The 26,139-nt window shown below is 71.4% G+C and carries 18 protein-coding genes and 1 rRNA gene; 13 read left to right on the forward strand and 6 right to left on the reverse strand.

Features of this window, described 5'->3' with window-relative positions; all coding sequences use genetic code 11:
* Positions 1-18: 18 nt before the first annotated feature.
* Positions 19-1,587 carry a diguanylate cyclase gene (locus ACNTMW_RS32140; protein ID WP_426637772.1) on the reverse strand — a complete coding sequence of 523 codons (1,569 nt, stop codon included), beginning with the start codon at positions 1,585-1,587 and terminating at the stop codon, positions 19-21.
* A gap of 638 nt (positions 1,588-2,225) precedes the next feature.
* On the opposite strand from ACNTMW_RS32140, the gene ACNTMW_RS32145 reads away from it, so the two are divergent.
* The 6 genes from ACNTMW_RS32145 to ACNTMW_RS32170 all read left to right on the forward strand — a co-directional run bounded on the left by ACNTMW_RS32145 (position 2,226) and on the right by ACNTMW_RS32170 (position 9,502).
* Positions 2,226-3,290 (forward strand): polysaccharide deacetylase family protein, encoded by a 1,065-nt coding sequence (locus ACNTMW_RS32145; protein ID WP_426637773.1) that lies wholly within the window; start codon positions 2,226-2,228, stop codon positions 3,288-3,290.
* A 301-nt stretch (positions 3,291-3,591) separates the two neighbouring features.
* Positions 3,592-4,386 carry a polysaccharide deacetylase family protein gene (locus ACNTMW_RS32150; RefSeq protein ID WP_426637774.1) on the forward strand — a complete coding sequence of 265 codons (795 nt, stop codon included), beginning with the start codon at positions 3,592-3,594 and terminating at the stop codon, positions 4,384-4,386.
* A gap of 49 nt (positions 4,387-4,435) precedes the next feature.
* Positions 4,436-5,752 carry an SGNH/GDSL hydrolase family protein gene (locus ACNTMW_RS32155; protein ID WP_426637775.1) on the forward strand — a complete coding sequence of 439 codons (1,317 nt, stop codon included), beginning with the start codon at positions 4,436-4,438 and terminating at the stop codon, positions 5,750-5,752.
* Positions 5,753-5,841: 89 nt separating this feature from the next.
* Positions 5,842-6,648 (forward strand): alpha/beta fold hydrolase, encoded by an 807-nt coding sequence (locus tag ACNTMW_RS32160; RefSeq protein WP_426637777.1) that lies wholly within the window; start codon positions 5,842-5,844, stop codon positions 6,646-6,648.
* Positions 6,648-9,158: a SpoIIE family protein phosphatase gene (locus ACNTMW_RS32165; RefSeq protein ID WP_426637779.1), complete on the forward strand. Its 2,511-nt coding sequence runs from the start codon at positions 6,648-6,650 to the stop codon at positions 9,156-9,158. The genes ACNTMW_RS32160 and ACNTMW_RS32165 overlap by 1 nt, the downstream gene beginning before the upstream one ends.
* 11 nt (positions 9,159-9,169) lie before the next feature.
* On the forward strand, positions 9,170-9,502 hold the full coding sequence (locus tag ACNTMW_RS32170) for an STAS domain-containing protein (protein ID WP_426637781.1): 333 nt from the start codon (positions 9,170-9,172) through the stop codon (positions 9,500-9,502).
* Positions 9,503-9,551: 49 nt separating this feature from the next.
* On the opposite strand, the gene qcrB is transcribed toward ACNTMW_RS32170, so the two are convergent.
* The 3 genes from qcrB to ACNTMW_RS32185 form a co-directional block, all read right to left on the reverse strand.
* Positions 9,552-11,180, reverse strand: coding sequence for a cytochrome bc1 complex cytochrome b subunit (qcrB, locus tag ACNTMW_RS32175; protein ID WP_483428544.1), 1,629 nt, complete (start codon positions 11,178-11,180; stop codon positions 9,552-9,554).
* A 98-nt stretch (positions 11,181-11,278) separates the two neighbouring features.
* On the reverse strand, positions 11,279-13,654 hold the full coding sequence (locus ACNTMW_RS32180; protein ID WP_426637784.1) for an ATP-dependent Clp protease ATP-binding subunit: 2,376 nt from the start codon (positions 13,652-13,654) through the stop codon (positions 11,279-11,281).
* Positions 13,655-13,882: 228 nt separating this feature from the next.
* Entirely contained in the window at positions 13,883-14,425 is a 543-nt protein-coding gene (locus ACNTMW_RS32185) for a hypothetical protein (RefSeq protein WP_426637785.1), read from the reverse strand.
* A gap of 93 nt (positions 14,426-14,518) precedes the next feature.
* On the opposite strand from ACNTMW_RS32185, the gene ACNTMW_RS32190 reads away from it, so the two are divergent.
* The 3 genes from ACNTMW_RS32190 to ACNTMW_RS32200 all read left to right on the forward strand — a co-directional run bounded on the left by ACNTMW_RS32190 (position 14,519) and on the right by ACNTMW_RS32200 (position 18,261).
* Positions 14,519-15,991, forward strand: coding sequence for an MFS transporter (locus tag ACNTMW_RS32190; RefSeq protein WP_426637786.1), 1,473 nt, complete (start codon positions 14,519-14,521; stop codon positions 15,989-15,991).
* Between the two features lie 236 nt (positions 15,992-16,227).
* A complete protein-coding gene (locus ACNTMW_RS32195) occupies positions 16,228-17,229 on the forward strand; it encodes an LCP family protein (RefSeq protein ID WP_426637788.1) in 1,002 nt (333 codons plus the stop codon).
* A gap of 189 nt (positions 17,230-17,418) precedes the next feature.
* Entirely contained in the window at positions 17,419-18,261 is an 843-nt protein-coding gene (locus tag ACNTMW_RS32200; RefSeq protein WP_426637790.1) for a polysaccharide deacetylase family protein, read from the forward strand.
* A 51-nt stretch (positions 18,262-18,312) separates the two neighbouring features.
* Here the strand turns inward: ACNTMW_RS32200 and ACNTMW_RS32205 are convergent, their stop codons facing one another.
* On the reverse strand, positions 18,313-18,837 hold the full coding sequence (locus ACNTMW_RS32205) for a 2'-5' RNA ligase family protein (protein ID WP_426637792.1): 525 nt from the start codon (positions 18,835-18,837) through the stop codon (positions 18,313-18,315).
* A 146-nt stretch (positions 18,838-18,983) separates the two neighbouring features.
* Between ACNTMW_RS32205 and ACNTMW_RS32210 the strand changes: the two genes are divergently transcribed.
* On the forward strand, positions 18,984-19,367 hold the full coding sequence (locus tag ACNTMW_RS32210) for a hypothetical protein (RefSeq protein ID WP_426637794.1): 384 nt from the start codon (positions 18,984-18,986) through the stop codon (positions 19,365-19,367).
* A 7-nt stretch (positions 19,368-19,374) separates the two neighbouring features.
* Here ACNTMW_RS32210 and ACNTMW_RS32215 read toward each other — a convergent pair whose 3' ends face one another.
* Complete coding sequence (locus tag ACNTMW_RS32215; RefSeq protein ID WP_426637795.1) at positions 19,375-23,244, reverse strand: SpoIIE family protein phosphatase; 3,870 nt, start codon at positions 23,242-23,244, stop codon at positions 19,375-19,377.
* A 332-nt stretch (positions 23,245-23,576) separates the two neighbouring features.
* On the opposite strand from ACNTMW_RS32215, the gene ACNTMW_RS32220 reads away from it, so the two are divergent.
* The 3 genes from ACNTMW_RS32220 to ACNTMW_RS32230 form a co-directional block, all read left to right on the forward strand.
* Complete coding sequence (locus ACNTMW_RS32220) at positions 23,577-24,680, forward strand: LLM class flavin-dependent oxidoreductase (RefSeq protein WP_426637796.1); 1,104 nt, start codon at positions 23,577-23,579, stop codon at positions 24,678-24,680.
* Positions 24,677-25,291, forward strand: a complete 615-nt coding sequence (locus ACNTMW_RS32225; protein ID WP_426637798.1) for an FMN reductase — start codon at positions 24,677-24,679, stop codon at positions 25,289-25,291. Before ACNTMW_RS32220 ends, ACNTMW_RS32225 begins: the two co-directional genes overlap by 4 nt.
* Before the next feature lie 788 nt (positions 25,292-26,079).
* Positions 26,080-26,139, forward strand: a 16S ribosomal RNA gene (locus tag ACNTMW_RS32230); the annotation flags it as partial.

Genomic DNA, 26,139 nt, shown 5'->3' on the forward strand with positions numbered 1-26,139 from the left:
GGGTGGGAGGCGGCCACGTCAGGCCGGATCGCCGAGTACCCGGTTCCGGCCGCTGCGCTTGGCCGCGTACAGGTTGCGGTCGGCCTGGCTGAGCAGGGACGCCGGAGTGGTACCGGCGCCGGTGACGGTCGTGACGCCGATGCTGACCGTGACAGGAAGTTGGCCGGTCAGTGCCCGCCAGGGGTAGCGGTGCACCGTGTGGCGGATCCGCTCGCAGCGCCCCAGCGCCTCACCGGCGTCGTCGCCAGGGATGACGAGGACGAACTCCTCGCCGCCCAGCCGGGCTACCGTCGCCGGCTCGTCGATGGCCTCGGTGAGCAGGGCCGCGACCTTCTGCAGTACCCGGTCACCCATCTCGTGGGACAGCGTGTCGTTGATCCGTTTGAAGAAGTCGACGTCGACGAGGGCGACCGACAGCGGGTGACCGTCGTGGGCGGCGCGGTCGACGAGGGCCGGCAGTTGCCCGTCGACGAAGCGCCGGTTGTACAGCCCGGTGAGCGGGTCGCGCAGCGCCATGTCGCGGAATCGCGCGGTGTCCCGGCGCCCCTCGCGGCTTTCGAAGACCAGCTGGGTCAGTCGGGCCTGAGCCTCGCGCTCGTCCGCGCGCAGCTCCTGGGCCTCGCTGTCGTACCGGCAGTGCTCCTCGTACGCCTCGCGGTACCGGCCGGCGGCCGCGTACAGCCGGGCCTGCTCCCGCCGGGCCCGGACCGCGACGCCGACCAGGCCCCGCTCGGCGCACAGGGTCCGGCACCGGTCCAGCGACACCTGGGCTCGGTCGCCGGCGCCGAGCTGCCGCTGCGCCTCGGCGAGGGTCAGCAGTATCTCCGGCAGCATGTCGCTCTCGGCGTTCCACTCGGCCGGCTCGTCCTGGACGAGCGGCAGCAGGATCCGCTCGGCCTCGGCGTAGCCGCCCCGCAGCATCTCGACCCGGGCGACGGTGTCCAGGTCCGCCGGGCGCAGCGCGATCCGGGCCCGGCCGACCAGCCCGCGCAGCCGCTCGACCAGCGCGACGGCGGCCGTCGTGTCGCCCTCCTGGTAGGCGGCATAGGCCATGTTGTTGAGCACGGCCCGGCTCACCTCGTGGTCGCCGGCGGCGGCGGCGATGTCGAGCGCCTCGGCGTGGTACCGGGCGGCCTCGGCGCCGGGGACGCCGTCCAGGGACATCGCGAGGACCACCAGGTGGGCTCCGCGGATGCGTGGCGGCGTGTCGTCGGGCAGGTGGTCGACCGACAGCGACGCGTGGCGGCGGGCCTCGGCGAGGTCGCCGATGCAGGTGTGCAGGATGGACAGCAGGAAGTGGCTACGCGCGAGCACGTAGGGGTCGCCGTGCTCGATGGCCCAGGCGTTGACCTGGTCGAGGATCGGCGCCGCCGCGGCGAGGTCGCCGTTGCGGGCGAGCGCGTCGGCGGCGACCAGCCGGGCCCGGGCCTGCAGGTCCGGGCGGTCGAGCGCCATGGCTTCCCGCTCGGCCTGCTCGGCGGGGGCGACGCGGGCGGTCCGCCGGTCGGTCTCCATCGTCAGCAGATGACCGGCGAGTGCGCCGGCCGTGACCGTCGGGGTGTTCCCGGATAGGTGTTGGCTGCTCACCCCCGTGCTATCGGCGGTTCGTGGGGCAACCTGAGCCGTGGTATGGCCGGGGTGCGCCGATCGGTACGTGTTCCGCCCGGCTCCGCGGACCCAGGCCGGCGGCTGCGCGGGCGGTGCCGCGGCGCGGGCCCGTGCGGTATGGCGCGGCTGCGGGGTCACCGTGTCCTTTCCGGTGCGCGGGAGCGTGGAGCACCAACGGCTGGCGATGTCAGTGACTAGGCCCGATTCTGGAACCGTCACCGGTGGGGAGTCAACGACTACCGGAAATATTCCGGAAATCGATCGGGTACCACTGCGGCCTCGGGGCGGTGCGGGCGCCGCTCGATCGTGCCCGACCGCGTCGCCGGCCGAGTAGTCCCCCGTGCTGTGCCGTCGCAGCTGGATGGCTCGTTCCCGGTGCCACGGCCGCCGTGAACGGTGTCAGGTGGGGATCGCGGTGCGTCGTCCCCGGCGTGGCGGGCGGGTTTCCGTTCGACTACCAAGTGACGAACGCCGATACTTGTGCGCCGAAACGAGTCGGTCCATACTCCGGAATGTTTCGGCTTCCCATCCCAACGTTTCCGCCCCCACCGTGCCGCCGCGTGGTGCCGTTCGCCATCCGGCACCGCCGGCCGCCGCCGCCCTCCAGGAGGCCATCCATGCATCCCGTCCCTCGCCTCGCGAAACGCATCGCCGTTCTCGCGGTGGGTGTCGCCACCGCCGCAACGGCCACGGTGGCGCTCGTCGCCACCGCCGCGCCGCCGGCCGCCGCGGCGAGCTGCGCCAACGGCTACGTCGCCCTGACCTATGACGACGGGCCGAACTCGAGCACCACCAACTCCCTGCTCAACGCCCTGAAGTCGGCCGGTGTGCGGGCGACCTTCTTCAATATCGGCTCCCGGGCGCAGCAGAACCCCGCGCTGGTACGCGCCGAGCAGTCGGCCGGCATGTGGATCGGCAACCACAGCTGGACCCATCCGCATCTGACCCAGCTCAGTGCCGCCCAGGTCAGCTCCGAGCTCAGCCAGACGCAGCAGGCCATCCAGCAGATCACCGGGACCGCGCCGAAACTGTTCCGGCCCCCGTACGGCGAGACCAACGCGACCGTCAAGTCCGCCGAGGCCCAGCTCGGGCTGACCGAGGTGATCTGGAGCGTGGACTCGCAGGACTGGAACGGCGCCAGTACCAGCCAGATCGTGCAGGCCGCGAGCACCCTGCAAGCGGGTGGCGTGATCCTGATGCACGACGGCTACCAGACCACGATCAACGCTATCCCGCAGATCGTCGCCAACCTCAACAGCCGCGGCCTCTGTGCGGGAATGATCTCCCCGGCGACCGGCCGGGCGGTGGCGCCCGACGGCGGGACCACCCCGCCGCCCGGTGGCGGTGGCACCACCCCGCCGCCCGGCGGCGGTACCGGCAGCTGCACCGCCACCTACGCCGAGACCCAGCGGTGGGGTGACCGGTTCAACGGTCAGGTCACCATCCGGGCCGGCAGCGCCGCGATCAGCAGTTGGACCTCCACCGTGACCGTCGGGTCCGGCCAGAAGATCTCCACCACCTGGAACGGCACCCCCAGCTGGGACGGCAGCGGCAATGTCATGACCATGAAGCCCAACGGCAACGGCAACCTCGCCGCCGGCGCCTCCACCACCTTCGGCTTCACCGTGATGGTCTCGAACGGCAACTTCGCCGCCCCCGCTGTCACCTGCCGCACCCCCTGACCCGACGTGCCGGGCCGCCCGGTCGGTGGTCGTCGCCATTGCTGTGCGCCAGCATCTTGACGGTGCCGAACGGGATTCCTAGGGTCAGAAACATTTCCGGAACAAGATTGAAATATTTCGATTAACTGTGCGCGGGGGCGCCGGTGTCGATCGTGGGCACGGCCGCCGGCCCACCTCGCCGCGGTGGCGCACCGGGTGTCCGCGCCCGGTGCGCCACCGACAGGCTGCGCCGCAGTCGGGCGCGGACTCCGCGGCGGCCGGTGGCACCCGCGGATTCGACCAGGGAGAGGAGACATCCGTCGTGGTTACCGCACAACGCTTACGCCGCACGCGCGGACTGGCCGGAGCGCTGCTCGTGGCCGTCGTGCTGGGCGGCACGGCCGTACCGGCGCCGGCCGGGGCCGCGGAGGCTGGAACCGTCGATGCCGGGGCCGTGGACGCCGGCACCACGAGTGCCGGGGCCGTGGACGCCGGCACCACGAGTGCCGGGGCCGTGGACGCCGGGATCGTCGACACCGCCCGGGGAAACGGGAACGTCGTCAGTTACACCTTCGACGACGGCCCCAACCCGGCCGACACCCTACGGCTGCTGGCCGTGCTGCGCCGCCACCACGTGAAGGCCGTGTTCTGCCTGTGGGGCGACCACGTGAAGGAGCACCCGGAGGTGGTGCGCAGGATCGTGGCGGACGGGCACACGCTGTGCAACCACACGATGCACCACGACGACATGGGCGCGTGGCCGGCCGATCGGATCCGCGCCGACCTGGTGGAGACGAGCGCCGTGATCAGGCGCGCGGTACCCGGCGCCCGGATCCCGTACTTCCGCGCGCCGTACGGCAGTTGGGGCGAGACGCCCACGGTAGCGGCGCAGCTCGGCATGCAGCCGTTGGGCTGGCGCCTGGCGATCGGCGACTGGGAGCCACCGGGCACCGAAGAGCTGGTCGGGCGCCTGACGGAAGGCGTGACGCCCGGCGCGGTCGTGTTGATGCACGACGGAGGCGGTGACCGCAGCCAGACGGTCGAGGCCGTCGACCGGACGATCCCCGCCTTCCGGGCCCGGGGCTGGCGCTTCGCCCTGCCCGCCCGGCACAGCTGACCGTCCGGCACACCCGACCACCCACGCTCAGCTGACAAGGAGGAACACCGTGCCCGAACCGAACCACGCCGGCCACAGCCGGCGTCGCGTCCTCGCCGGCCTCGCCGGCGCCGGGGTCGCCGTGGTGACACCGACCGCCGCCGGTGCCGCGCCGGTGTCTCACCCGGACAGTCCCGGCGCCACCTGGGTGGGCACCTGGGCGTCGGTGCCCACGGCGGTACCGGCGACGGCGGTGACCACCCTGGACAACCAGACGGTCCGGCAGGTGGTCCACGCCAGCATCGCGGGCGACGCGGTGCGGGTACGGCTGAGCAACGAGTTCGGCGTGCAGCCGGTCGTCGTCGGCGAGGCGCACGTGGCGCTGCGGGCTCCGGGCGGCGGTGCGACGGACATCCTGCCGGGTACGGATCACCGGCTCACGTTCGGCGGCCGGCCGTCGGTGACGATGCCCGCCGGCGCACCGGTGCTCAGCGACTCCGTCCCGCTGCGGCTGCCCGCCGGCGGTGACCTCGTCGTGAGCCTCCACCTGCCACGGCGTACCCCGGTCACGACCGTGCACGGCTTCTCGTTCCAGGACAACGTGATCGCCGACGGCAACGTCACCGGGGCGCGCTCGGTACGCGCGACCGCCACCGTCACGCAGTGGTACTTCCTGTCCGGGATCAGTGTGCGAACCCGCTCCAACGGCGCGGCGTCCATCGTCGCGTTCGGCGACTCGATCACCGACGGGGCCAACACCGCGGCCAACGCCAACCACCGCTGGCCCGACCTGCTGGCCGGACGGCTGCGGGCGGCCCCCGGTCTCGACGACCGGGGCGTGCTGAACCTGGGCATCGCCGGCAACCGGCTGCTGCACGACCCGAACCCGCAGGCCGGTAGCCCGGCCGAGGCGTACGCGGCGTACTTCGGCCAGAGCGCGCTGCGGCGTTTCGACCGCGACGTGCTCGCCCAGCCGGGGGCGCGGTACGTCGTCGTCCTGCTCGGCGTCAACGACCTCGGTCACCCGGGGACCGCGGCACCCCCGTCGGAGGTGGTCTCCGCCGAGGACATCATCGGTGCCCACCGGCAGCTCATCGCCCGTTCCCACGCCGCGGGGCTCGCGATCTACGGCGGCACCATCCTGCCCTTCAAGGACGACACGCTGGGCTTCTACAGCGCTGAGAACGAGCGCAAGCGGCAGGCGATCAACACCTGGATGCGTACGGGTGGTGAGTTCGACGGCGTGGTCGACTTCGACGCCGCGCTCCGCGACCCGGCCGACCCGCTGCGGCTGCTCGCCCGGTACGACGGTGGCGATCATCTGCACCCCAACGACGCCGGTATGGCGGCGATGGCCGAGGCGGTGCCGCTGCGCCTGTTCCGGTGAGGCGCCGCGCGGCGTGTGTCGGCCACCCACCGGGGCGATCGGTCGAACAGCCGACGGGGGTGGTCGACCGAACAGATATGGTGTGGCCCGTGAGCTCGGTGGAAAGAAACGGTGTGACGGTGGCCGGCCCGGCCGATGGCCGGCCGATGCTGTTCGCCCATGGCTATGGTTGTGACCAGAACATGTGGCGGTTCGTCGCGCCGGCCTTCGCCGACGTCCACCGGACGGTGCTGTTCGACCACGCCGGGTACGGGCGGTCGGACCCGCGTGCGTACTCCGTCGAGCACTACTCGTCGCTTTCCGCCTACGCCGAGGACGTGCTCGACATCGTGCACGATCTCGACCTGCGGGACGTCACGTTCGTCGGGCACTCGGTCAGCGCCATGATCGGGGTCCTCGCCGCGCTGCGCGAGCCGGACCGCTTCGCCCACCTCATCCTGGTCGGGCCCTCGCCGCGCTACATCGACGAGCCGGCGGACGGCTACGTCGGCGGCTTCACCCGCGCCGAGATCGACGAGCTGCTGGAGGCGGTGGACAGCAACTACCTGGGCTGGTCGCGGACCATGGCACCGGTGATCATGGGAAACTCCGACCGGCCGGAGCTGGCCGAGGAGCTCACCAACAGCTTCTGCCGGACCGACCCGGTCGTGGCCCGGCAGTTCGCCCAGCTCACCTTCACCTCCGACAACCGTGAGGACCTGGCGAAGGTGACCGTCCCGACCCTGATCCTGCAGTGCTCCGACGACGTGATCGCCCCGATGGCCGTGGGCGAGTACGTGCACCGACGTATCCCGGGCAGTGAACTGGTCGTCCTCACGGCGACCGGGCACTGCCCGAACCTCAGCGCGCCGGCCGCGACGGTCGCGGCCATCAAGGCTTTCCTGCGGGTCCCTTGATGGCTGTCGCCTCCGACGAGCCCGCCGGCCAGGCGGTGGGTGGCACCGCCGGTCCGATCGAGGAGAGCGCCGAGGAACTGTACGAGAACGCGCCGTGCGGGTACCTGTCGACCCGCCCGGACGGCACCATCGTCCGGATCAACCACACCCTGCTGGAGTGGCTCGGCTACGACCGCGCCGAACTCGGCCGGCGTACCTTCCAGAGCCTGCTGACCGTTGGCGGCCGCATCTACCACGAGACCCACGTCCGCCCGCTGCTGAGCATGCAGGGCTCGGTCCGCGAGATCGCCGTCGAACTGCTGCGGCGGGACGGGTCCCGGCTACCCGCCCTGGTCAACTCCGTCGTGCGGGCCGACGGGTCCGGCGCGCCGGCCGTGGTCCGCACCACCGTCTTCGACGCCACGTCGCGGCGGGGCTACGAGCGGGAGCTGCTCACCGCGCGGCGTGCGGCGGAGCGCTCCGAGCGGCGACTGGCGGTGCTGCACCGGCTGGTGTCGGAGTTCGCCGTGGCGCTGACCCCGGCGGACGTCGGCGAGGTCCTGGTCAGTACGGCCAGGCAGGAGACCCGCGCGGTCGGCGGCATGCTGTGGATGCTCACCGCGGACGGGGCCGCGCTGGTCCGGGTGAGCGCGGCGAGCCCGGTCGACGAGCCGCTGCTGCTGCGCACACCGCTGGCGGAGGCGATGCCGCACGTCGAGGCGGTCCGGTGCAACGAGATCGTCCTGCTCGACTCGGTCGAGGCGGCGCGCCGGGCGTACCCCCTGTTCGCCGTCGTCATGGCGGACGTCGGCCGGGCGGCGGCGCTGTTCGTGCCGCTCGCGGTGGGGGAGCGGGTGCTGGGGGCGGTGGGGTTCTCGTTCGACCGGTCCCGCGAGATCAGCGATGACGATCTCGAACTGCTGCGCACGCTCGGCAGACAGGCCGGGCAGGCGCTGGAACGGGCCCGGTTGCACGCCGAGACGGTCGAGCGGCGGCGGCAGGCGGAGTTCCTCGCCGCCCTCAGCCGCGACCTCGACCGCGCACCCGGCCTGCGGCAGCGGGCCGACCGGCTGGTCGCGGCCCTGGTCCCGGAGATCGCCCGGTGGGCCAGGGTCGAACTGCTGGACAACCGGGTGCTGGCCCCGCTCGCCGCCGCCGGAGGGGACCGGTCGCGGGTGGCTCAGCCACCGGTGATCCCCGGCGCGTCCGCCGCGCACGTCGCGGCGGCGCTGGCGCAGGGCACCCCTCAGGTCGCCGGCGTCGACGGCGTCGACGAGGCCGCGCTCCCGTTGCGGGCGGCCGGCCGGGTCGTCGGGGTACTCGTCCTGGGGCTGTCCGGGGCCGCCCACGCCCATGGGTTGACCGACTTCCTCACCGAGCTCGCGGAGTCGGCGGGGCTGGCGCTGGAGAACGGTCGCCTGTACGACCAGGAGCGGGAGAACGCGCACACGCTCCAGCGGGCGCTGCTGGCCGGGGAGCCGCCCCGGGACCCGCGGGTCGCCGTCACCACCCTCTACCGCCCGGCCGGCGAAGACCTCGAGGTCGGCGGCGACTGGTACGACGCGTTCCCGGTCGGTCCGGACAGGATGGCGCTGGTGGTCGGCGACGTCGTCGGCCGGGGCATCCGCGCCGCCAGCGTGATGGGACAGGTGCGCAGCGCCATCCGGGCGCTCGCCGCGACCGGTCCGACCCCGGCGGTCCTGCTGGAGCGGCTCGACCGGTTCGTCGACCGGTTCGAGGCCGGCCGCGTCTCCACCGTCGCGTACGGCGAGCTCGACCTGTCCACCGGCCGCCTGCGGTACGCCTGCGCCGGGCACCTGCCGCCGCTGCTGGTCGAGGCCGACGGCAGCCACCGGTTTCTGTGGGGCGGCCGGTCCGGGCCGCTCGCCGCCTCGGCCGGGATCAAGGCGCGCGGCGAGGACGAGGTGGAGCTGCGGCCGGGCTCGCGGCTGCTGCTGTACACCGACGGGTTGATCGAGCGCCGCGACCGTGGGCTGGAGGTGGGGCTGGAGCTGCTGGCCGAGGAGGCCGGGTGCCGGCACCGGGCGCCGCTCGGCGGCATCCTGCCGGACCTGGCCGCGGCCCTGGCCGATCCGCGCCACCGGGACGACGTGTGCCTGCTGTGCGTGGCGTTCGGTACCGAACCCCGGTTCGACCGTGAGGTGGAGGCGGACGTGGCGCGGCTGAAGGGCCTGCGCGACGACTTCCGGGCGTGGCTGGACACCGTCCCGGTGGGCGACGACGAACGTGAGGCCCTGCTCCTGGTCTGTTCCGAGGCGGTCGCGAACGCGATCGAGCACGGTTACCGCGGTGACCGGCACGGGGTGGTGTCGGTACGGGCCGAGCTGACCGGTGGGGTGCTCGAGCTGACCGTGCGCGACCGCGGGTCCTGGCGTGTTCCGGACCCGCGGACCGACCGGGGCCGGGGACTGTCGCTGATGCGCTCGTTGATGGACCGGGTCCTGGTCGAGCACGGCGCCGGCACCGTGGTGACCATGCGGCGGCGGATCGTATCGGAGGCGGCGGCGTGACGGTGGAGCAGGTGGCGCTCGACGTAGTCGCGGATGGCCACGTGGCCCACCTCGACGGCGACATCGACCTCGCGGTGGCCGACGCGATCGAGGCGGAGATCCTTCGGCGCACGGAGCCGTCGGCGGCCCTGGTCGTGGACCTCACCGCGGTGTCCTTCCTGGACAGCGCCGGGGTACGGCTGGTCGACCGGCTGGTGTACCGGCACGAGGCGGCCGGTTCGGGCGTGGCCATCGTCGCGCCGGAGGGCGGGTCGCCGCGCTTCAGCCTGCGGGTCTGCGGATTCCGGCCGGACCTGCTGGTGGACACCCTGCCGGCCGCGTTGCAGACGGTGGGCCGGCGGTAGCGTCGCCCCACACCGCGTCGGCGGGGTCCCGCTCACGGCGGGATCCCGTTCAACGGTCGGTCGGCGCCCGTTCGCGGTCGGCGGGCACCCGCTCACGGCTGGCGGGCACCCGCTCGCGGTGGCCGTCGTGCTGGACGGGCTCCTCGATGGGCACGAAGAAGCCGCGGATCGCGGGGGCGATTCCGCCGAGGCGGTTCATCCGCTTGGGCACCACCCAGCCGCCGTAGCCCAGCTCGCCGTGCCCGTGCGCGTCGGTGGGGCCCAGCGGCTGGTGCACCTCGACGAACCTGCCGTCGGGCATGCGCTGGAGGATCCCGGTCTCCACGCCGTGGGCGAGCACCTCCCGGTCGTGCTGCTGCAACGCCAGGCACGCCCGGTAGGTCAGCCAGTACACGATCGGTGGGAGCAGCAGGCAGCCGATCCGGCCGGCCCACGTCATCGCGTTGAGGCTGATGCGGAACTTGTAGGCGATCACGTCGTTGGCCGCCGAGAGGGTCAGGACCATGAAGAAGGCCACCGCCATCGCGCCCAGGGCGGTGCGGGTGGGCACGTCGCGGGGCCGCTGGAGCAGATGGTGCGGGCGGTCGTCGCCCAGCCTGCGGCGCTCCACCCAGGGGTACGTTATCGAGATCGCGATGAGCACCCCGGTCAGCACGACGCCGGCCCAGAAGATGGGCGGAACGGTGTGGTGGAGTGCCCGGATCTCCCACGCCGGCATCAGGCGCAGCGCCCCGTCGAGGAACCACACGTACCAGTCCGGCTGGCTGGCCGCCGACACCACCGCCGCCTGGTACGGGCCGTAGATCCAGATCGGGTTGATCTGGAAGACTCCGCCGAGGAGCGCGAGCAGGCCGAAGGTCAGCATGAAGAAACCGGAGCTGCGGATGGCGAAGCCCGGCACCATCCGCTCGCCCACGACGTTGTGCTCGGTGCGCCCCGGTCCGGGCCACTGGGTGTGCTTCTGCTTGACCAGGATCCCGAGGTGGGCGGCGACCAGCCCGAGCAGCAGCGCCGGGAGGATCAGGACGTGGGCGATGTAGAACCGGGTCAGGATCTCGGTGCCCGGGAACTCGCCGCCGAACAGGCTGGTGGCCACCCAGGTGCCGACGACCGGGACGGACAGGATGACCGCGTGCGCGATGCGCAGCCCGGTGCCGGACAGCGCGTCGTCGGGCAGCGAGTAGCCGGCGAAGCCCTCGATGAAGCCGAGCCAGAACAGCAGGGTGCCGATCACCCAGTTGATCTCGCGTGGGCGCCGGAACGCGCCGGTGAAGAAGATCCGCAGCATGTGCGCGACGATGCCGGCCATGAACAGCAACGCCGCCCAGTGGTGTATCTGGCGCATGATCAGGCCGCCCCGCACGTCGAACGAGATGTCCAGGGCGGACTCGTACGCGCGCGACATCGGGATTCCCCGCAGCGGCACGTACCGGCCGTGGTAGACCACCTCGGTCTGGCTGGGGTCGAAGAACAGCGCCAGGAACGTACCCGTCAGCAGCAGGATCACCAGCGAGTACAGGGCGATCTCGCCGAGTAGGAACGACCAGTGGTCGGGAAAGACCTTGTTCATGGCGGCGCGCACGGTCCGCGCGAGGCCGAGCCGGTCGTCCATCCATCGCGTGGATCGTGTCACCGTGGCGCCCCGGTCGGCGCCGCCGCGTCGGCTTCTTCTCAACATCGGTACCCCTCCGGCAAGCCTGGCTTCCTACCCGCTCCGGCCAGGCCAAACACACCGCCGGATCCGCACCCGCCGCGACCTGGGGAGGAGTCCGGTCGTCACGCCGTGACGGGCCCGACCGACGCGCCGTGGAAGGTCAGCTCCGCGTGATCGACGTCGTCCGGGTCGCCCGCGCAGTCGACCCGGACGAACTGGCCGGGCTGCAGCTCGCCCCACAGGATCCGCTCGGACAGGGCGTCTTCCAGTTCGCGCTGGACGGTCCGGCGCAGCGGCCGGGCGCCGAGCACCGGGTCGTAGCCCTTGGCGGCCAGGAACCGCCGGGCGCCGTCGGTCACCTCGAGCGTCATCTCCCGTTCGCGCAGCCGCGCCTCGACCCGCCGGAGCATGACGTCGACGACCGACCGGATCTGCTCCGGGCTCAACGGACGGAACACGATCGTGTCGTCGATGCGGTTGAGGAACTCCGGGCGGAAGTGCTGCTTCAGCTCGTCGTTGACCTTGACCTTCATCCGCTCGTAGTTGCTCTCGACGTCCTCGCCGGCCTGGAAACCCATCGAGACCGCCTTGGCGACGTCCCGGGTACCGAGGTTGGTGGTCGCGATGATCACCGTGTTCTTGAAGTCCACGACGCGGCCCTGACCGTCGGTGAGCCGACCGTCCTCCAGGATCTGCAGCAGCGTGTGGAACACGTCCGGGTGGGCCTTTTCGATCTCGTCGAACAGGACCACCGAGAACGGCCGGCGGCGCACCTTCTCGGTGAGCTGGCCGCCCTCGTCGTAGCCGACGTAGCCGGGAGGGGCACCGACCAGCCGCGACACCGTGTACCGGTCGTGGAACTCGCTCATGTCCAGCTGGATGAGCGCGTCCTCGCTGCCGAACAGGAACTCCGCGAGCGCCTTGGACAGCTCGGTCTTACCCACCCCGGACGGGCCGGCGAAGATGAACGAGCCGGACGGGCGCTTGGGGTCCTTCAGGCCGGCCCGGGTGCGCCGGATCGCCTTGGACACCGCGGCCACCGCGTCCTCCTGGCCGACGATCCGCTTGTGCAGCTCGTCCTCCATGCGCAGCAGCCGGGCGGTCTCCTCCTCGGTGAGTCGGTGGACCGGGATGCCGGTCCAGTTCGCCAGCACCTCGGCGATCTGGTCGTCGTCGACCTCGCTGAGGGCGTCGAGATCACCGGCCGGGAGCTCCGGGCGGTCGGCCCGCTGGCGCGCGGAGGTCATGCGGCGGATGCGCATCCGGGCGCCGGCCTCGTCGATCAGGTCGATGGCCTTGTCCGGCAGGTACCGGTCGGAGATGTACCGGTCGGCCAGGGTCGCCGCGGCGACCAGCGCCGCGTCGGTGATGGACACCCGGTGGTGCGCCTCGTACCGGTCCCGCAGCCCCTTGAGGATCTCGATCGTGTGGCTCAATGACGGCTCGCCGACCTGGATCGGCTGGAAACGGCGCTCCAGCGCGGCGTCCTTCTCCAGGTGCTTGCGGTACTCGTCGAGGGTGGTGGCGCCGATGGTCTGCAGCTCACCGCGGGCCAGCATCGGCTTGAGGATGCTCGCGGCGTCGATTGCGCCCTCGGCGGCGCCCGCACCCACCAGGGTGTGGATCTCGTCGATGAACAGGATGATGTCGCCGCGGGTACGGATCTCCTTGAGTACCTTCTTCAGGCGCTCCTCGAAGTCACCGCGGTAGCGCGACCCGGCCACCAGCGCACCCAGGTCGAGCGTGTACAGCTGCTTGCCGGCCAGCGTCTCGGGCACCAGGCCGGAGACGATCGCCTGCGACAGGCCCTCCACCACGGCGGTCTTGCCGACGCCGGGCTCGCCGATGAGGACCGGGTTGTTCTTGGTACGGCGGGAGAGCACCTGCATCACCCGCTCGATCTCGTTGCGGCGCCCGATGACCGGGTCGAGCTTGCCCTCGCGGGCAGCCTGCGTGAGGTTGCGCCCGAACTGGTCGAGCACCAGCGACGAGGCCGGAAGGTGGGCGCCGCTCCCGGCCCCGACCGTCGGCTCACCGCCCTGGTCGGCCATCAGCAGCCGCATCACCTGGTGGCGCACCCGGTTGAGATCGGCGCCGAGCCTGGTGAGTACCTGCGCGGCGAGGCCGTCGCTCTCCCGGATCAGACCGAGCAGGATGTGCTCGGTGCCGATGTAGTGGTGACCGAGCTGCAACGCCTCGCGGAGCGCCAGCTCGAGGGACTTGCGGGCGCGCGGCGTGAACGGGGCCGGTTCCGAGAGCGTCTGATGGCCCTGGCCGATGATCTCGGTGACCTGCTGGCGGACGTCCTCCAGTGAGATGCCGAGGCGTTCCAGCGCGTGGACGGCGACCCCGGCGTCGTCGTGGTCGCCGCCTCGGCCCTCACGGATGAGGCCGAGCAGCAGGTGCTCGGTGCCGATGTAGGGGTGATGCAGCATCCTGGCCTCTTCCTGGGCCAGGATGACCACTCGTCGTGCCCGGTCGGTGAACCGCTCGAACATGGGTCATCACATCCTCCGGCGGCGGCCATCCCTCACCACCGCGGAGACGTACCTACTCACCGAAACAGCGACGTTCACCCGTGTCGAGCCCGGGTTCTGTGCCATATCGCGCGCCCCGACACCGCGCGCGGCTGCACAGGGACGGCAGCGCGCTTTACTCCACCATGCTAACGCGCGGGCAGATTCCCGCACCTTCGGTGCGTGCGCCGGCGGTGCGCCGGCGCACGGCTACCGACCGGTTGGCGTGCCGGTATCCGGGGACGACGGTGCCCAGGTCGTCGGTGCGCGCGTCGCCTCGGTGAGCAGGTCCACGATCTCCCCGGTCGTCTCCGGCCGCGCGGGGCCGCCGGGGCACTCCTCGTACCCGAGGCGGGTCTCGCGGACGGTCACCGTGTAGGTGAAGCTGTCCCGGCACGCGGTGGTGGCTGTCGCCCGGGACGCCTCGTCGCGGAGGCGGGGGTCGGCGGCGAGGGTACGCAGGCGGTCGCGCTGGGCCTCGGTCAACCGGCCGGAGACGGTCCTGCCCTGGGCGTCGCTGCTGGTCCAGCGCCCGTCGGCCGAGACGGTGACGGTGTCGTGCACGCCGGCGAACCCGCCGGTACGGACCATGACGACGTCCTGGTTCGGCGGGGCGCCCGTCGGCGCGACGGGGTCGGGTCCGGAGCGGGTGCAGGCGGTGGGCGCGACGAGCAGCAGCAGCGCGAGGGCCGCGGCGCGCAGCGGTACGGACGGCATGGGGGTGCGACGCGCGGCGACCCCGACCGGTTCCACCGTTGGTTTGTCCGCCCCGACCCGGGGTACCAGGCGCCGTCCGGCGGGGCGGACGCCCGCGGCGGGGAGAGGCGTGACGGGTGCGTGGACGGCGTGGAGACCGGTACCGTCCGCACCAATGTTCCCGCCCGGCTGGACCGGCTGCCCTGGTCGGCCTGGCACTGGATGATCGTCATCGGGCTGGGTACGGTCTGGGTGCTCGACGGGCTCGAGGTCACCATCGTCGGCAACCTGTCGGGCCAGCTCGCCCGTCCCGGTAGCGGGCTGCACATCACGCAGAGCCAGGTGACGGGCGTCGCCGCCGCCCTGTACGTGGTGGGTGCGTGCAGCGGGGCGCTGGTCTTCGGCTGGCTGACCGACCGGTTCGGCCGCCGGAAGCTCTTCATGATCACGCTCGGCGTGTACCTGCTGGCGACCGGGCTGACCGCGCTGTCGTTCACCGTGTGGTGGTTCATGCTGTTCCGGTTCCTGACCGGGTTCGGCATCGGCGGCGAGTACGCGGCGATCAACTCCGCCATCGACGAGTTGATCCCGGCGCGCCACCGGGGGCGCATCGACATCGTCATCAACGGCACCTTCTGGCTTGGTGCCGCGCTCGGGGCCCTGCTCACGATCCCGGTCCTGAGCCTGCTGCCGGTCGGCCTCGGCTGGCGGACCGCCTTCGGGTCGGGAGTGGTGCTGGGCCTGGTCATCCTGTTGGTACGCCGCAACGTGCCGGAGAGCCCGCGCTGGCTGTTCATCCACGGCCGGGGTCGGCAGGCCGAGGACCTCGTCGCCGGGATCGAGCGGACGGTCGAGGCGGAGACCGGTACCCGGCTCGCTCCGGCCGGCGTGTACCTGACCATCCACCAGCGCCGTACCGTCGGGTTCCGCATGATCGTCCGGACCCTGCTGCGCCGCTACCCCCGGCGCGCGGTACTCGGGTTCGCGCTCTTCATCGGCCAGGCGTTCCTGTACAACGCGGTGACCTTCGGCTACGCCCAGATCCTGCAGACCTTCTTCGGGGTGCCGCCGGGCCGCACCGGTTACTACTACGTCGCCATCGCGGTCGGCAACCTGTTGGGGCCGTTGCTGCTGGGGCCGCTGTTCGACACGGTCGGCCGCAAGCCCATGATCGGCGGTACCTACCTGACCTCGGGACTGCTGCTGCTCACCACCGCGTACCTGTTCGCGCGCGGCTGGCTGACCGCGGTCACGATGACCGCCTGCTGGTGCCTGGTGCTGTTCGCCGCCTCGGCCGGTGCCAGTTCGGCGTACCTGACGGTGAGTGAGGTCTTCCCGATGGAGACCCGGGCCCTGGCCATCGCGTTCTTCTACGCCATCGGCACCGCCACGGGCGGTGTCAGCGGGCCGTTGCTGTTCGCGAAGCTGGTCGGTACCGGCCGGGTGGCCGACGCCGTCGTCGCGTTCGCGATCGGCGCGTTTCTGATGATCGCCGCCGGTGTGGTCGAGCTGTTCCTCGGCGTACGGGCCGAGCGCAAGGGGCTGGAGAGCATCGCGGCGCCGGTGACCGCGGCGGATGCCGGATCCGGGGGTACCGCCCCGGGAGACGGCGGGCGGTCCTGAACCGGGCGCATCAGCCATGGTCGCGATCGAGCTTGGTAGTTATGTCCGGTGGAATGCCGCGATGCCACAGTGGTCGTACGCTGCGTCTTATGTCCACTTCGTCTGCTGGAAGCGGTGAAGGTGTGGGTAAGTCGCGCGTGCCGGCCCGCGATGGCCACGGGCCGGGCCCACCGCTGTGGCCCACCCGTCGCGGGCTACACCGTCGCCGTCCCCGGTGGGGCGGGGTCGGGATCCGGGTGGGCCTGGCGCTCGTGCTGTTGGGGGTCGTGTGTGTCGGCGGCGCCGCCCTGTACTACCGGAGCCTCGACGCCGGCCTGCGGCGCACCGACGCACTCGGTGGAGCGCACGACCCGCGCGCGGCCCGCGCGACCGGTGGGGCGCAGAACATCCTGCTGCTGGGCAGCGACTCCCGCTACGCCGACGACCCCGCCCACACGGCCGAACCGGGCGACGCGCACACCGACACGATCGTCTTGATGCACGTCAACGCCGCGCACGACAAGGCCTATCTGATCTCGATACCCCGGGACCTGTACGTCGACGTCCCGCGCAGCGCCACCCACCCCGACTACGGCGGCACCACCGCAAAGATCAACGCGGCGTTCGCCTGGGGTGGCCTGCCGCTCGCGGTCCAGACGATCGAGGGTTACACGAGGGTGCGCATCGACCACGTGGTCATGGTCGACTTCGAGGGCTTCAAGAAGGTCGCCGACGCCCTCGGCGGGGTCGACGTGAACAACGGCCGGGAGTTCACCTCGATCGCCGAGCCGTACTACCGCACGTTCCCAAAGGGCACCATCCACCTCGACGGGGCGTCGGCGCTGGACTATGTGCGCCAGCGCCAGCAGTTCGCCGATGGGGACTACACCCGCATGTGCCACCAGCAGCAGTTCCTGAAGGCGATGCTGGACAAGGCGACCAGCACGGGCACGTTGAGCGACCCGCGAAAGCTGGACGCGTTCGGCAAGGCGGTGGCCAGGCTGCTGACCGTCGACAAGGGATTCTCGCTGGCCGGCACCGCCGTGCAGCTCCGTAAGATCCGCAGCTCCGACCTCACCTTCCTGGTCAGCCCCAACCTGGGACCCCGGATGGTCGGTGACGAGAGCGTGCTGGCGCCGGACGACGCGGCGGCCCGCACGCTCTACGACGCGGTGGCTTCGGACCGGGTCGCCGAATGGATCGCCCACAACGGCGCCGAGCTCGAAGAGAACGTATCCGCCGGCTGCGCCGGACAGTGACACGCGCGGGGTGTCCGGGGTGGGAAGTCCACACCGGGCACCCCGCAATCGCATCCAAATACCGTAATAACCGCCCAAACCTATGTTTGAGTGACCCGGCAGCGGCCATAGCGCTCCTGGCTCACCACACCGGAAACATCCCGGCGGTGCGGCCACCGTCTCCGTCCCCCTCCTGGTCGGGAGAAACGCATGCCGCCATACCGTACTCACGCGCGCGTGCTCGGCCTCGTCGCCGGTGCCGTCGGCGTCACCATGCTCGCTGTCGCCCTCGGCGTCTGGTTCGGTGACCATGATGGACACCGACCGGCAGAACGGGCGCGACCCCGCGCCAACGGCCACCCGATTGCCGCTGTCAGGTCATCGGCCGCACGCCCGTCGATCGCGCCCGCGGTGGCGCTGCCCGCCGCGGTCTTCACCCCGGGTGCGATCGCCAAGACCACCGGCACCGAAGCGGTGGCGCTCACCTTCGACGACGGACCCGGGCCCCAGACCATGCCGATGCTCGACCTGCTGCGCACCTGGGGGGTGAAGGCGACGTTCTGCCTGATCGGCGAGAACGTGCAGGAGCACCCCGAGCTGGTGCAGGCGATCGTCCGCGACGGGCATGCGCTGTGCAACCACACCTGGAACCACGACCTCTCGCTCGGCCAGCGGTCGCCGGACGAGATCCGCGCCGACCTGCAGCGCACCAACGACGAGATCCGCAAGGCCGTCCCCGGTGCGCCGGTCAAGTACTTCCGCCATCCCGGCGGCAACTTCACGCCCACAGCGGTCCAGGTCGCGCAGGACCTGGGGATGACCTCCATCGACTGGGACACCGACCCCACCGACTGGGACACCGCCACGTACGGCGTCGGCCCCATGATGGTCAACCAGATCGTCCAGACCGTCACAGACGGGGTGAAGCCCGGCTCGATCGTCCTGTCCCACGACGGTGGCGGCGACCGGACCAGCACGGTCGCCGCGTACGGGAAGCTCCTTCCCTACCTGACCCAGGAGCGGCACCTGCGACTGGTACCGCTGCCCAACTGACCGGAGCACCGGCGACGGCCGTCCACGGTGGGCGGCCGGCGCCGATGCGCGTCAGGGCAGGTTCGGCAGCGGCCACAGCCGGCCGGTCGTACTGTCGATCAGTGCGGCGCGGTCGACCCGCCCGGTGAGCGGGAGGATGTCGTAGACCGCGAGCGCGGTGGTGGGCAGCTGCTCCAGCCGGGCCCGAGGGGCGACCGAGCAGTGCGGCAGCCACATCCCCGTCTCGTACCGGGCGTGCACCAGCGCACCGGTGGCCCGGACGGCCTGCACCACCACCCGCTGCCGGGCCGGCAGGTCCACCGGTACTGCCGGGACGAGGCAGACCCGCCCGCGCCGGAAGGCACCGAGGGCGTCGAAGGTCAGCTCGAACGGCCCACGGTCCGGCAGCGCCGCCACCGCGTCGCGTACCGAGGTGGTGTCCCACCGCAGCAGCACCACGTACGACAGGTGTGGATGGTGCCGACCGTGCGTGTGCGAGCGAAGGGTCGCCACACCCCGGTCCTCGAGCGCGTCCCACAGGTGGCGCAGGATGCGTTCGGTGCGGCCGTCGAAGAGCAGGCAGACGCTGAGGGCCACGACCGACCCTAACCGGCCGGCGCCCGACCGTCACGGCGCCGACGGGTCGGCGGATTGTTGCCGTGATCGACTCAAGCGCGGCCGGTCACTGCCGATCGGAACCCCGGATGCCGTGCCTGCCTGCGAGGGGGATCATGGAACAGCTGGTGCGAAACGACCGCTACGAGGTCGCTGTCGATACTGCCAAGAACCGCCTCTACCTGGTGGTGAAGGGCTACTGGTCGAAGCCGCAGGAGGTGCCGGACTATGTGGACGACCTGGTCTCCGCGGCGCAACGGCTCCGCCCGGCGTTCACCATGGTCAGTGACTGTACCCAGATGCGGCCGCACCACGAGGACGTCATGCCGGTCCACCTCACGGCGCAGCAGGAGGTCATGAAGGTGGGGCTGGCCAGGGTCGCCGAGGTCCTCCCGGGTGCGGGCACCCGGCTGCAGGCCCGTCGGATGTCGAACAACACCGGGATGTTCAAGGCGGAGTTCGACGACCGCGCGGAGGCCGAGGCGTGGCTGGACTCCGAGCTGGCGAACTGAGCCGCGCCTAGGGAACCGCGTCGGCAGCGGGGGTGGAGAACACGCACCAGACCGCCTTGCCGTGCGGGGTCGGCCGGGTGCCCCACCGGTCGGCGAGGTGGGCGACGAGCTGGAGACCACGCCCGTGCTCGTCCTCCGGGGTGGGTCGCAGCTTGCGAGGCAGGAACGGCGCGGCGTCGTAGACCTCGAGGACGACGTGGCCGCCGGTACGGCGGATCCGCAGCTCGATCGGCGGCCGGCCGTAGACGACGGCATTGGTGACGAGCTCGCTGACCAGCAGCACGATCTCCCGGGCACGGGAGCGGGGAATACCCCAGTCGGCCAGGGTGTCGGTGGCGAACTGGCGCGCGTCGTGGACGGCGCGTTCCTCGGCCCTGATGCGGCGGATCACCGACGTGGTCTGCTGCGGCTGGCCGGTCACCTGGGCGAGGAGGACGGCGATGTCGTCGTCCGGCCCGCCGGGCAGCAGCCGCTCGACGAGCGTGTCCGGGACGTCGTTGAGCGGTGTGTCGACCTTCGTCAGCTGGGTGGCGAGCGCGTCGATGCCGGCGTCGAGGTCGCTGTCGCGCTGTTCGACCAGGCCGTCGGTGTAGAGCGCCAGGATCGCGCCGGTCGGCAGGGTGAGCTGCTCCTCGCCCAGGGTGTGCGGCCCGGTGCCCAACGGCGGGCCGGCGGCGTCGGTCAGCCGGCGTGCCGACCCGTCGGGGGTGACGAGTACCGGTGGCAGGTGACCGGCGTTGGCGTAGGTGAGGGTGCCGTCGCCGGGGTCGTAGACGGCGTACACGCACGTGACGATCTGGTCGTCGCCGAGGTCGCGTACGACGCCGTCGAGGAATTCGAGCACGTCCGCAGGGGGTAGGTCCAGCCGGGCGTACGCGCGCACGGCCGCCCGTAGCTGACCCATCACGGCCGCCGCGCGTACCCCTCGGCCCATCACGTCGCCCATCACCAGCGCGGTCCGGTCGGCACCGAGCTCGATGACGTCGTACCAGTCGCCGCCGACCTGGGTGCCTTCCACGCCGGCCTGGTAATAGGTGGCGACGTCGAGCTGGTCGGGGTCGAAACGGTGGGCCGGCAGCAGGCTGCGCTGCAGTTCGTCGGCGATGCGGTGCTCGCGGGCGGCGGCCTCCTGCGCGGCGGCCGCCGCGGCCAGCGCCCGCTCGGCGGCGCGCTGTTCGGTGATGTCCTGGATGCTGCCGCGCAGCCGGGCGGGCCGGCCGTCGGGCGTGACGTCGAGCTCCCCGATCGCGCGGTGCAGCCGTACCGTGCCGTCGGGACCGATCAGCCGCACCTCGAGGTCGAAGGGGTCGCCGTTCGTCGCCGCGTCGACCGCGGCGCGCAGCCGGTCGGCGTCATCGGGATGCACCCGCCGCAGTAGTGCGTGGTCGAATCCGCCGGTGCGCAGGTCGTCGAGGCTGAGGTGCATCTGGCGCACGTACTCGTCGGAGCCGACGATCGCGCCGGTGGCGAGGTCCAGTTCCCAGCTGCCCACGCCGGCCAGCCGCTGCGCCTGGTCGAGCAGCTTGCGGCTGCGCTCCAGTTCGGTGCGGGCCCGCCGGGACCGGTCGAGCTCGAGGTTGGCCCGGACCCGGGCCAGCAGTTCCCGCGCGGAGAACGGTTTGACCAGGTAGTCGTCGGCCCCCGCCTCCAGCCCTTCGACGGTCGCCTCGTCGCCGGCCCGCGCCGAAAGCATCACCACCGGTACGAGGGCCGTGGCAGGATCCGCTCGCAGCGCCTGCAGCAGCTCGAACCCGTCCAGGCGGGGCATCATGACGTCGGTCAGCACGAGGTCGGGCGGGTCCGCCTGGGCCTTGCGCAGACCGGCCTCGCCGTCCGGCGCGGTGTCGACCCGGTAGAGCTCGGCGAGCAGCCCGGCGATGTAGCTGCGCATGTCGGCGTTGTCGTCGATGACGAGTACCCGCGGCCGGTCGTCGTGCGGGTCGGTCACTCCGGACGGCCCGGCGCCGCGGCCGGCGGGCAGCGGCTCCAGCCAGCGGACCACCTCGGTGAGGAACGGCTCGGCCTGCCGACGGGCGTCGGCGGTACCGGTGCCCGGGGCCGCCGGCGTGGCGGCGGGCAGCGGGCGGCGCCGGACCCGTACGGTGAAGGTGCTGCCGCGGTCCGGGGTGCTGCGCACGGCGGCGGTCCCGCCGTGCAGCCGGGCCAGTTCGGCGACGAGTGCGAGGCCGATGCCGGACCCCTCGTGGGTACGTGACCGAGCGCCGGTGACGCGGTGGAAGCGGTCGAAGATCCGCGCCTGGTCGGCCGGATCGATCCCGACGCCGGTATCGGTGACGGCCAGTTCGGCGCTGTCGCCGACACGTCGCAGCGAGACGGTGATGCCCCCGGCGAAGGTGAACTTCAGCGCGTTCGACAGCAGGTTCAGGACGATCTTCGCCCACATCTCGCGGTCGACGGCGACCGGCTCGTCCAGTGGCGGGCAGTCGACGGTGAGGCTCAACCCGGCCCGCTCCACCGCGGGGCGGAACGTCTCGGCCAGGTCGACGGTGTGCCGGGCCAGGTCGAGCAGCTCGAAGCGGGGGCTGGCGGTACCCGACTCCAGCCGGGAGAAGTCGAGCAGCGTGTTGACCAGCCCGAGCAGCCGCTGTGCGTTGCGGTGGATGATGTCGACCCGGGACCGCTGTACCGGCGGCAGCGGAGCGTTCCGGTCGGCGAGCGCGTCCTCAGCGGGTCCAAGTAGCAGCGTGAGCGGGGTACGGAACTCGTGGCTGATGTTGGTGAAGAAGGTGGTCTTGGCGCGGTCGAGCGCGGCGAGCGCCTCGGCGCGCCGGCGCTCGGCCTCGTACGCGCGGGCGCTGGCGATACCGGCGGCGAGCTGGCCGGCGATCAGGTCGATGAAGCCGCGGTAGGTGTCGTCGAACGGTCGGTACCGGTTGAGCCCGGCGACCAGGAAGCCGTACGGGTCGCCCTTGCCCTGCTGGCTCAGCGGCACGACCCGGGCCTGGACGGGCGGCTCGCGCCAGGCGCCGGTGGGCAGGTCCGCGAAGCGCGCGCCGAGGTCGGTGACGGTGACCGGCCGCCCCTGGGCCAGCGTCGCGGCGGGCCAGGGCTGGCCGGCGGCGGCGATGTCGATGACTTTCGGCGCGGCGGGGTGGCCGTCGGGCATGCCGGACGTGCACGCCAGCCGCGCGGTCTCGCCGTCCTCGTCGAACAGGTACAGGGCGGTGAAGGGAAGGGTCTGCGTGGCGTCGCCGAGATACCGCCGGGCGGCGGCGAACACCTCCTCCTCGGTGCGGACGGGCGCGAGAGCCGAGCCTAGGTCGCGCAGTACGGCCATCCGGCCTTCGCTGACGACCTGGAGGGTGTCCTCGCTGACCACGCACAGTACGCCGGCGATCCGGCCGGTGTCGTCGGTGAGCGGACTGTAGGAGAAGGTGTGGTAGGTCTCCTCGACGTAACCACTGCGCTCGAGGAAGAGCATCAGCGCCTCGTCCCAGGTGGCGACCCCGGTGCCCAGAACGGTCTCGATCCGTGGACCGATGTCGGACCAGATCTCCGCCCACACCTCACCGAGCGGTCTGCCCAGCGCCCACGGGTACTTCGCGCCCAGGGTGTCGCGTCGGTAGGAGTCGTTGCAGAAGAACGTCAGCTCCGGCCCCCAGCCCAGCCACATGGAGAACCGGGAGCTCAGCAGGATCCGTATCGCCGTCTGCAGACTCTGCGGCCAGGTCTCCGGCGGCCCCAGCGGGGTCGCGCTCCAGTCCACCGCCAGCAGGTCGCGGCCGAGTTCGCCGGTGGTCCGAAGGACGTCGCGGATGTCCATACCGCCCCCGGCCGAGCGGTCACCGGGCTTGTCGGTGCCGGTCACCCGGTCTCTGGTTTCGCCGCCATCCGCCATCCGGCCGTCCTTCGTCACTCTGCCGATCTTCCCGGCAGAGTGGCCGTAGGACACGCGCCGCGGCGACAAGAGTACAGAAGGTGCGGCTGATCAGAGGTCGGCGGAGGACGTGGCGCTGTGCTACCGCTCCCGCTGATCGTGCCGTTCGCCGTTCCGGTGATCGCGCCATCCATCACCGGTGCGGCGAACACGAATCACCGGTCACGAATCACCGTGCGGTGAAACGGGACGAAACCGACGATAGTGGCGGTCCAGACACCTCGGGCCGGAATTAATGACGCGTCAGATAAGTTGTCCTGGGCGGATCCGCAGGGCCGGGACGACCCTCGCCGCCGAGTCAGGAGCGAGAGATGCAGTTCGGAATCTTCACCGTCAGCGACATCACGACCGACCCGACGAACGGCCGCACGCCGACCGAGGCGGAGCGGATCCAGGCGGTGCTCACGATCGCGAAGAAGGCTGAGGAGGTCGGGCTCGACGTGTTCGCCCTCGGCGAGCATCACAACCCGCCGTTCTTCTCCTCGTCGCCGACGACCACGCTCGCCTTCATCGCGGCCCAGACCGAGCGGCTGATCCTCTCCACGTCCACCACGCTGATCACCACCAACGACCCGGTGAAGATCGCCGAGGACTACGCGATGCTCCAGCACCTGGCCGACGGCCGGGTCGACCTCATGATGGGGCGCGGTAACACCGGGCCGGTGTACCCGTGGTTCGGGCAGGACATCCGCAACGGCATCGCCCTCGCCATCGAGAACTACGCGCTGCTGCGCCGGCTGTGGCACGAGGACGTGGTGGACTGGGACGGACGGTTCCGTACCCCGTTGCAGTCATTCACCTCGACGCCCCGGCCGCTCGACGGCATCCCACCGTTCGTGTGGCACGGCTCGATCCGCAGCCCGGAAATCGCCGAGCAGGCCGCGTACTACGGGGACGGGTTCTTCGCCAACCACATCTTCTGGCCCGCTGAGCACACCCGCCGCATGGTGGGCCTGTACCGCCAGCGCTTCGCACACTACGGCCACGGCTCCGCCGACCAGGCCATTGTCGGCCTCGGGGGACAGGTGTTCATGCGCAAGAACTCCCAGGACGCCGTCCGGGAGTTCCGGCCGTACTTCGACAACGCGCCGGTGTACGGGCACGGCCCGTCCCTGGAGGAGTTCACCGCGCAGACCCCGTTGACGGTGGGCAGCCCGCAGCAGGTGATCGACCGTACCCTCGGCTTCCGCGAGTACGTCGGTGACTACCAGCGGCAGCTCTTCCTGATCGACCACGCCGGCCTGCCGCTCAGGACCGTCCTGGAGCAGCTCGACCTCCTCGGCGAAGAGGTCGTGCCGGTGCTGCGCAAGGAGTTCGCGTCGCTGCGCCCGGTCCACGTGCCCGAGGCACCGACACACGCCTCACTCAAGGCCGCCCGGGACGCCGCCGCCGGCGCCGAGGGCGGTACCCGATGAGCGACCGCACCCTGGTGGTCATCTCGGCCGGCCTCAGCCAGCCGTCGTCCACGCGCCTGCTGGCCGACCAGCTCGCCGCCGCGAGTCGGGCCGAGGCCGACGCCCTGGGCCTCCCGCTCGACACCCAGGTGTACGAGCTGCGCGACCATGCCCACGACCTGACCAACCATCTCCTGACCGGTTTCCCGTCGGAGTCGCTGAAGCAGGTGATCGACGCGGTGGCCGGGGCGGACGGGCTGATCGCCGTCACGCCGATCTTCAACGCGTCGTACAGCGGGCTGTTCAAAATGTTCTTCGACGTCATCGGGGACACCACGCTGGTGGACAAGCCGGTACTGATCGGCGCGACCGGCGGGACCGAGCGGCACTCCCTGGCGCTCGACCACGCGTTGCGACCGATGTTCGCGTACCTGCGGGCGGTGGTCGTACCCACAGCCGTCTTCGCCGCTTCCCGCGACTGGGCCGGTGCACCGGCCGACGGCGCGCTGCGCGGTCGGATCCAGCGAGCGGCCCGCGAACTCGCCGGCCAGATCAGCCTGCGCGAACCCGTGACGGTCGCCGATCCGTTCGCGCTGTCCGCGCCGTTCGAGCAACTGCTCGGCGGGGAGTAGGCACCGCCGGCGCGGTGGTCGTCTGTCCTGCCGATGCGGGGTCTGTCGTCCCGGGAATGCCGTCGCGGGCAGGTGCGTGGGATCCCGTGCCGTCCGGCGGCTGCCGAACCGGTCGGTGACGATCGGGGAACGCGACCGAGGGCAGCGGCGTTGAGCCCAGAACGGTCGGGTCATCTGGTTGTATCGCCATCTGCCTGCATGGAGTGGGGTATGCGGCGGACGGCGGTGGCGTTGTCGCAAAGCCCCCGACGTGTCCGGGCCTTCTCTCGCCGCCTGTTTGCACCGACCCCCAGGAAACTCGAGTGGTGCTGGGACGTGACGCGTGACATGTCCCGCCGATTTGACGATCATGGTTCGCAGCACGTAGTTTTCTCTCTGCCCGCAGGGGCCGCCGGAGATCACTCCGGGGGCGCGGCGGGTGAACCAGGCGGGTGGCGCGGAGCGCCGGCCTCGACTGGAGCCCGACAGCGCGATCGTTTCACCGGGTCGGTGACCCGGTTTGGAGCGAGAGCGGAAGTCGGGTAGTGTAGACGGTCGGACAGGGAACCGGGCGAGGTGCGGTGCGGAAGCGCCGCTGCGGACGGCCTGTCAAATCCGAAGCGTGGACTGGTGGATGCCAGTGTGTGCTTCTGTGTGGTTGTTCTTTGAGAACTCAACAGGGTGCTTGTAAAGCCAGTGCCAAAGTTTGTTTGATACCCCGGCCGGCTGTCCCTCTTTTTTGGGGGGTGGTTGGTGGGATTCCTTTGGTGACAACATGTTTGTTGCCGGGACATTTTTCTGACAGTTTTTTGTTGGAGAGTTTGATCCTGGCTCAGGACGAACGCTGGCGGCGTGCTTAACACATGCAA

It is taken from the genome of Planosporangium spinosum (assembly GCF_049999945.1).
GTDB classification, from domain to species: Bacteria; Actinomycetota; Actinomycetes; order Mycobacteriales; family Micromonosporaceae; genus Planosporangium; species Planosporangium spinosum.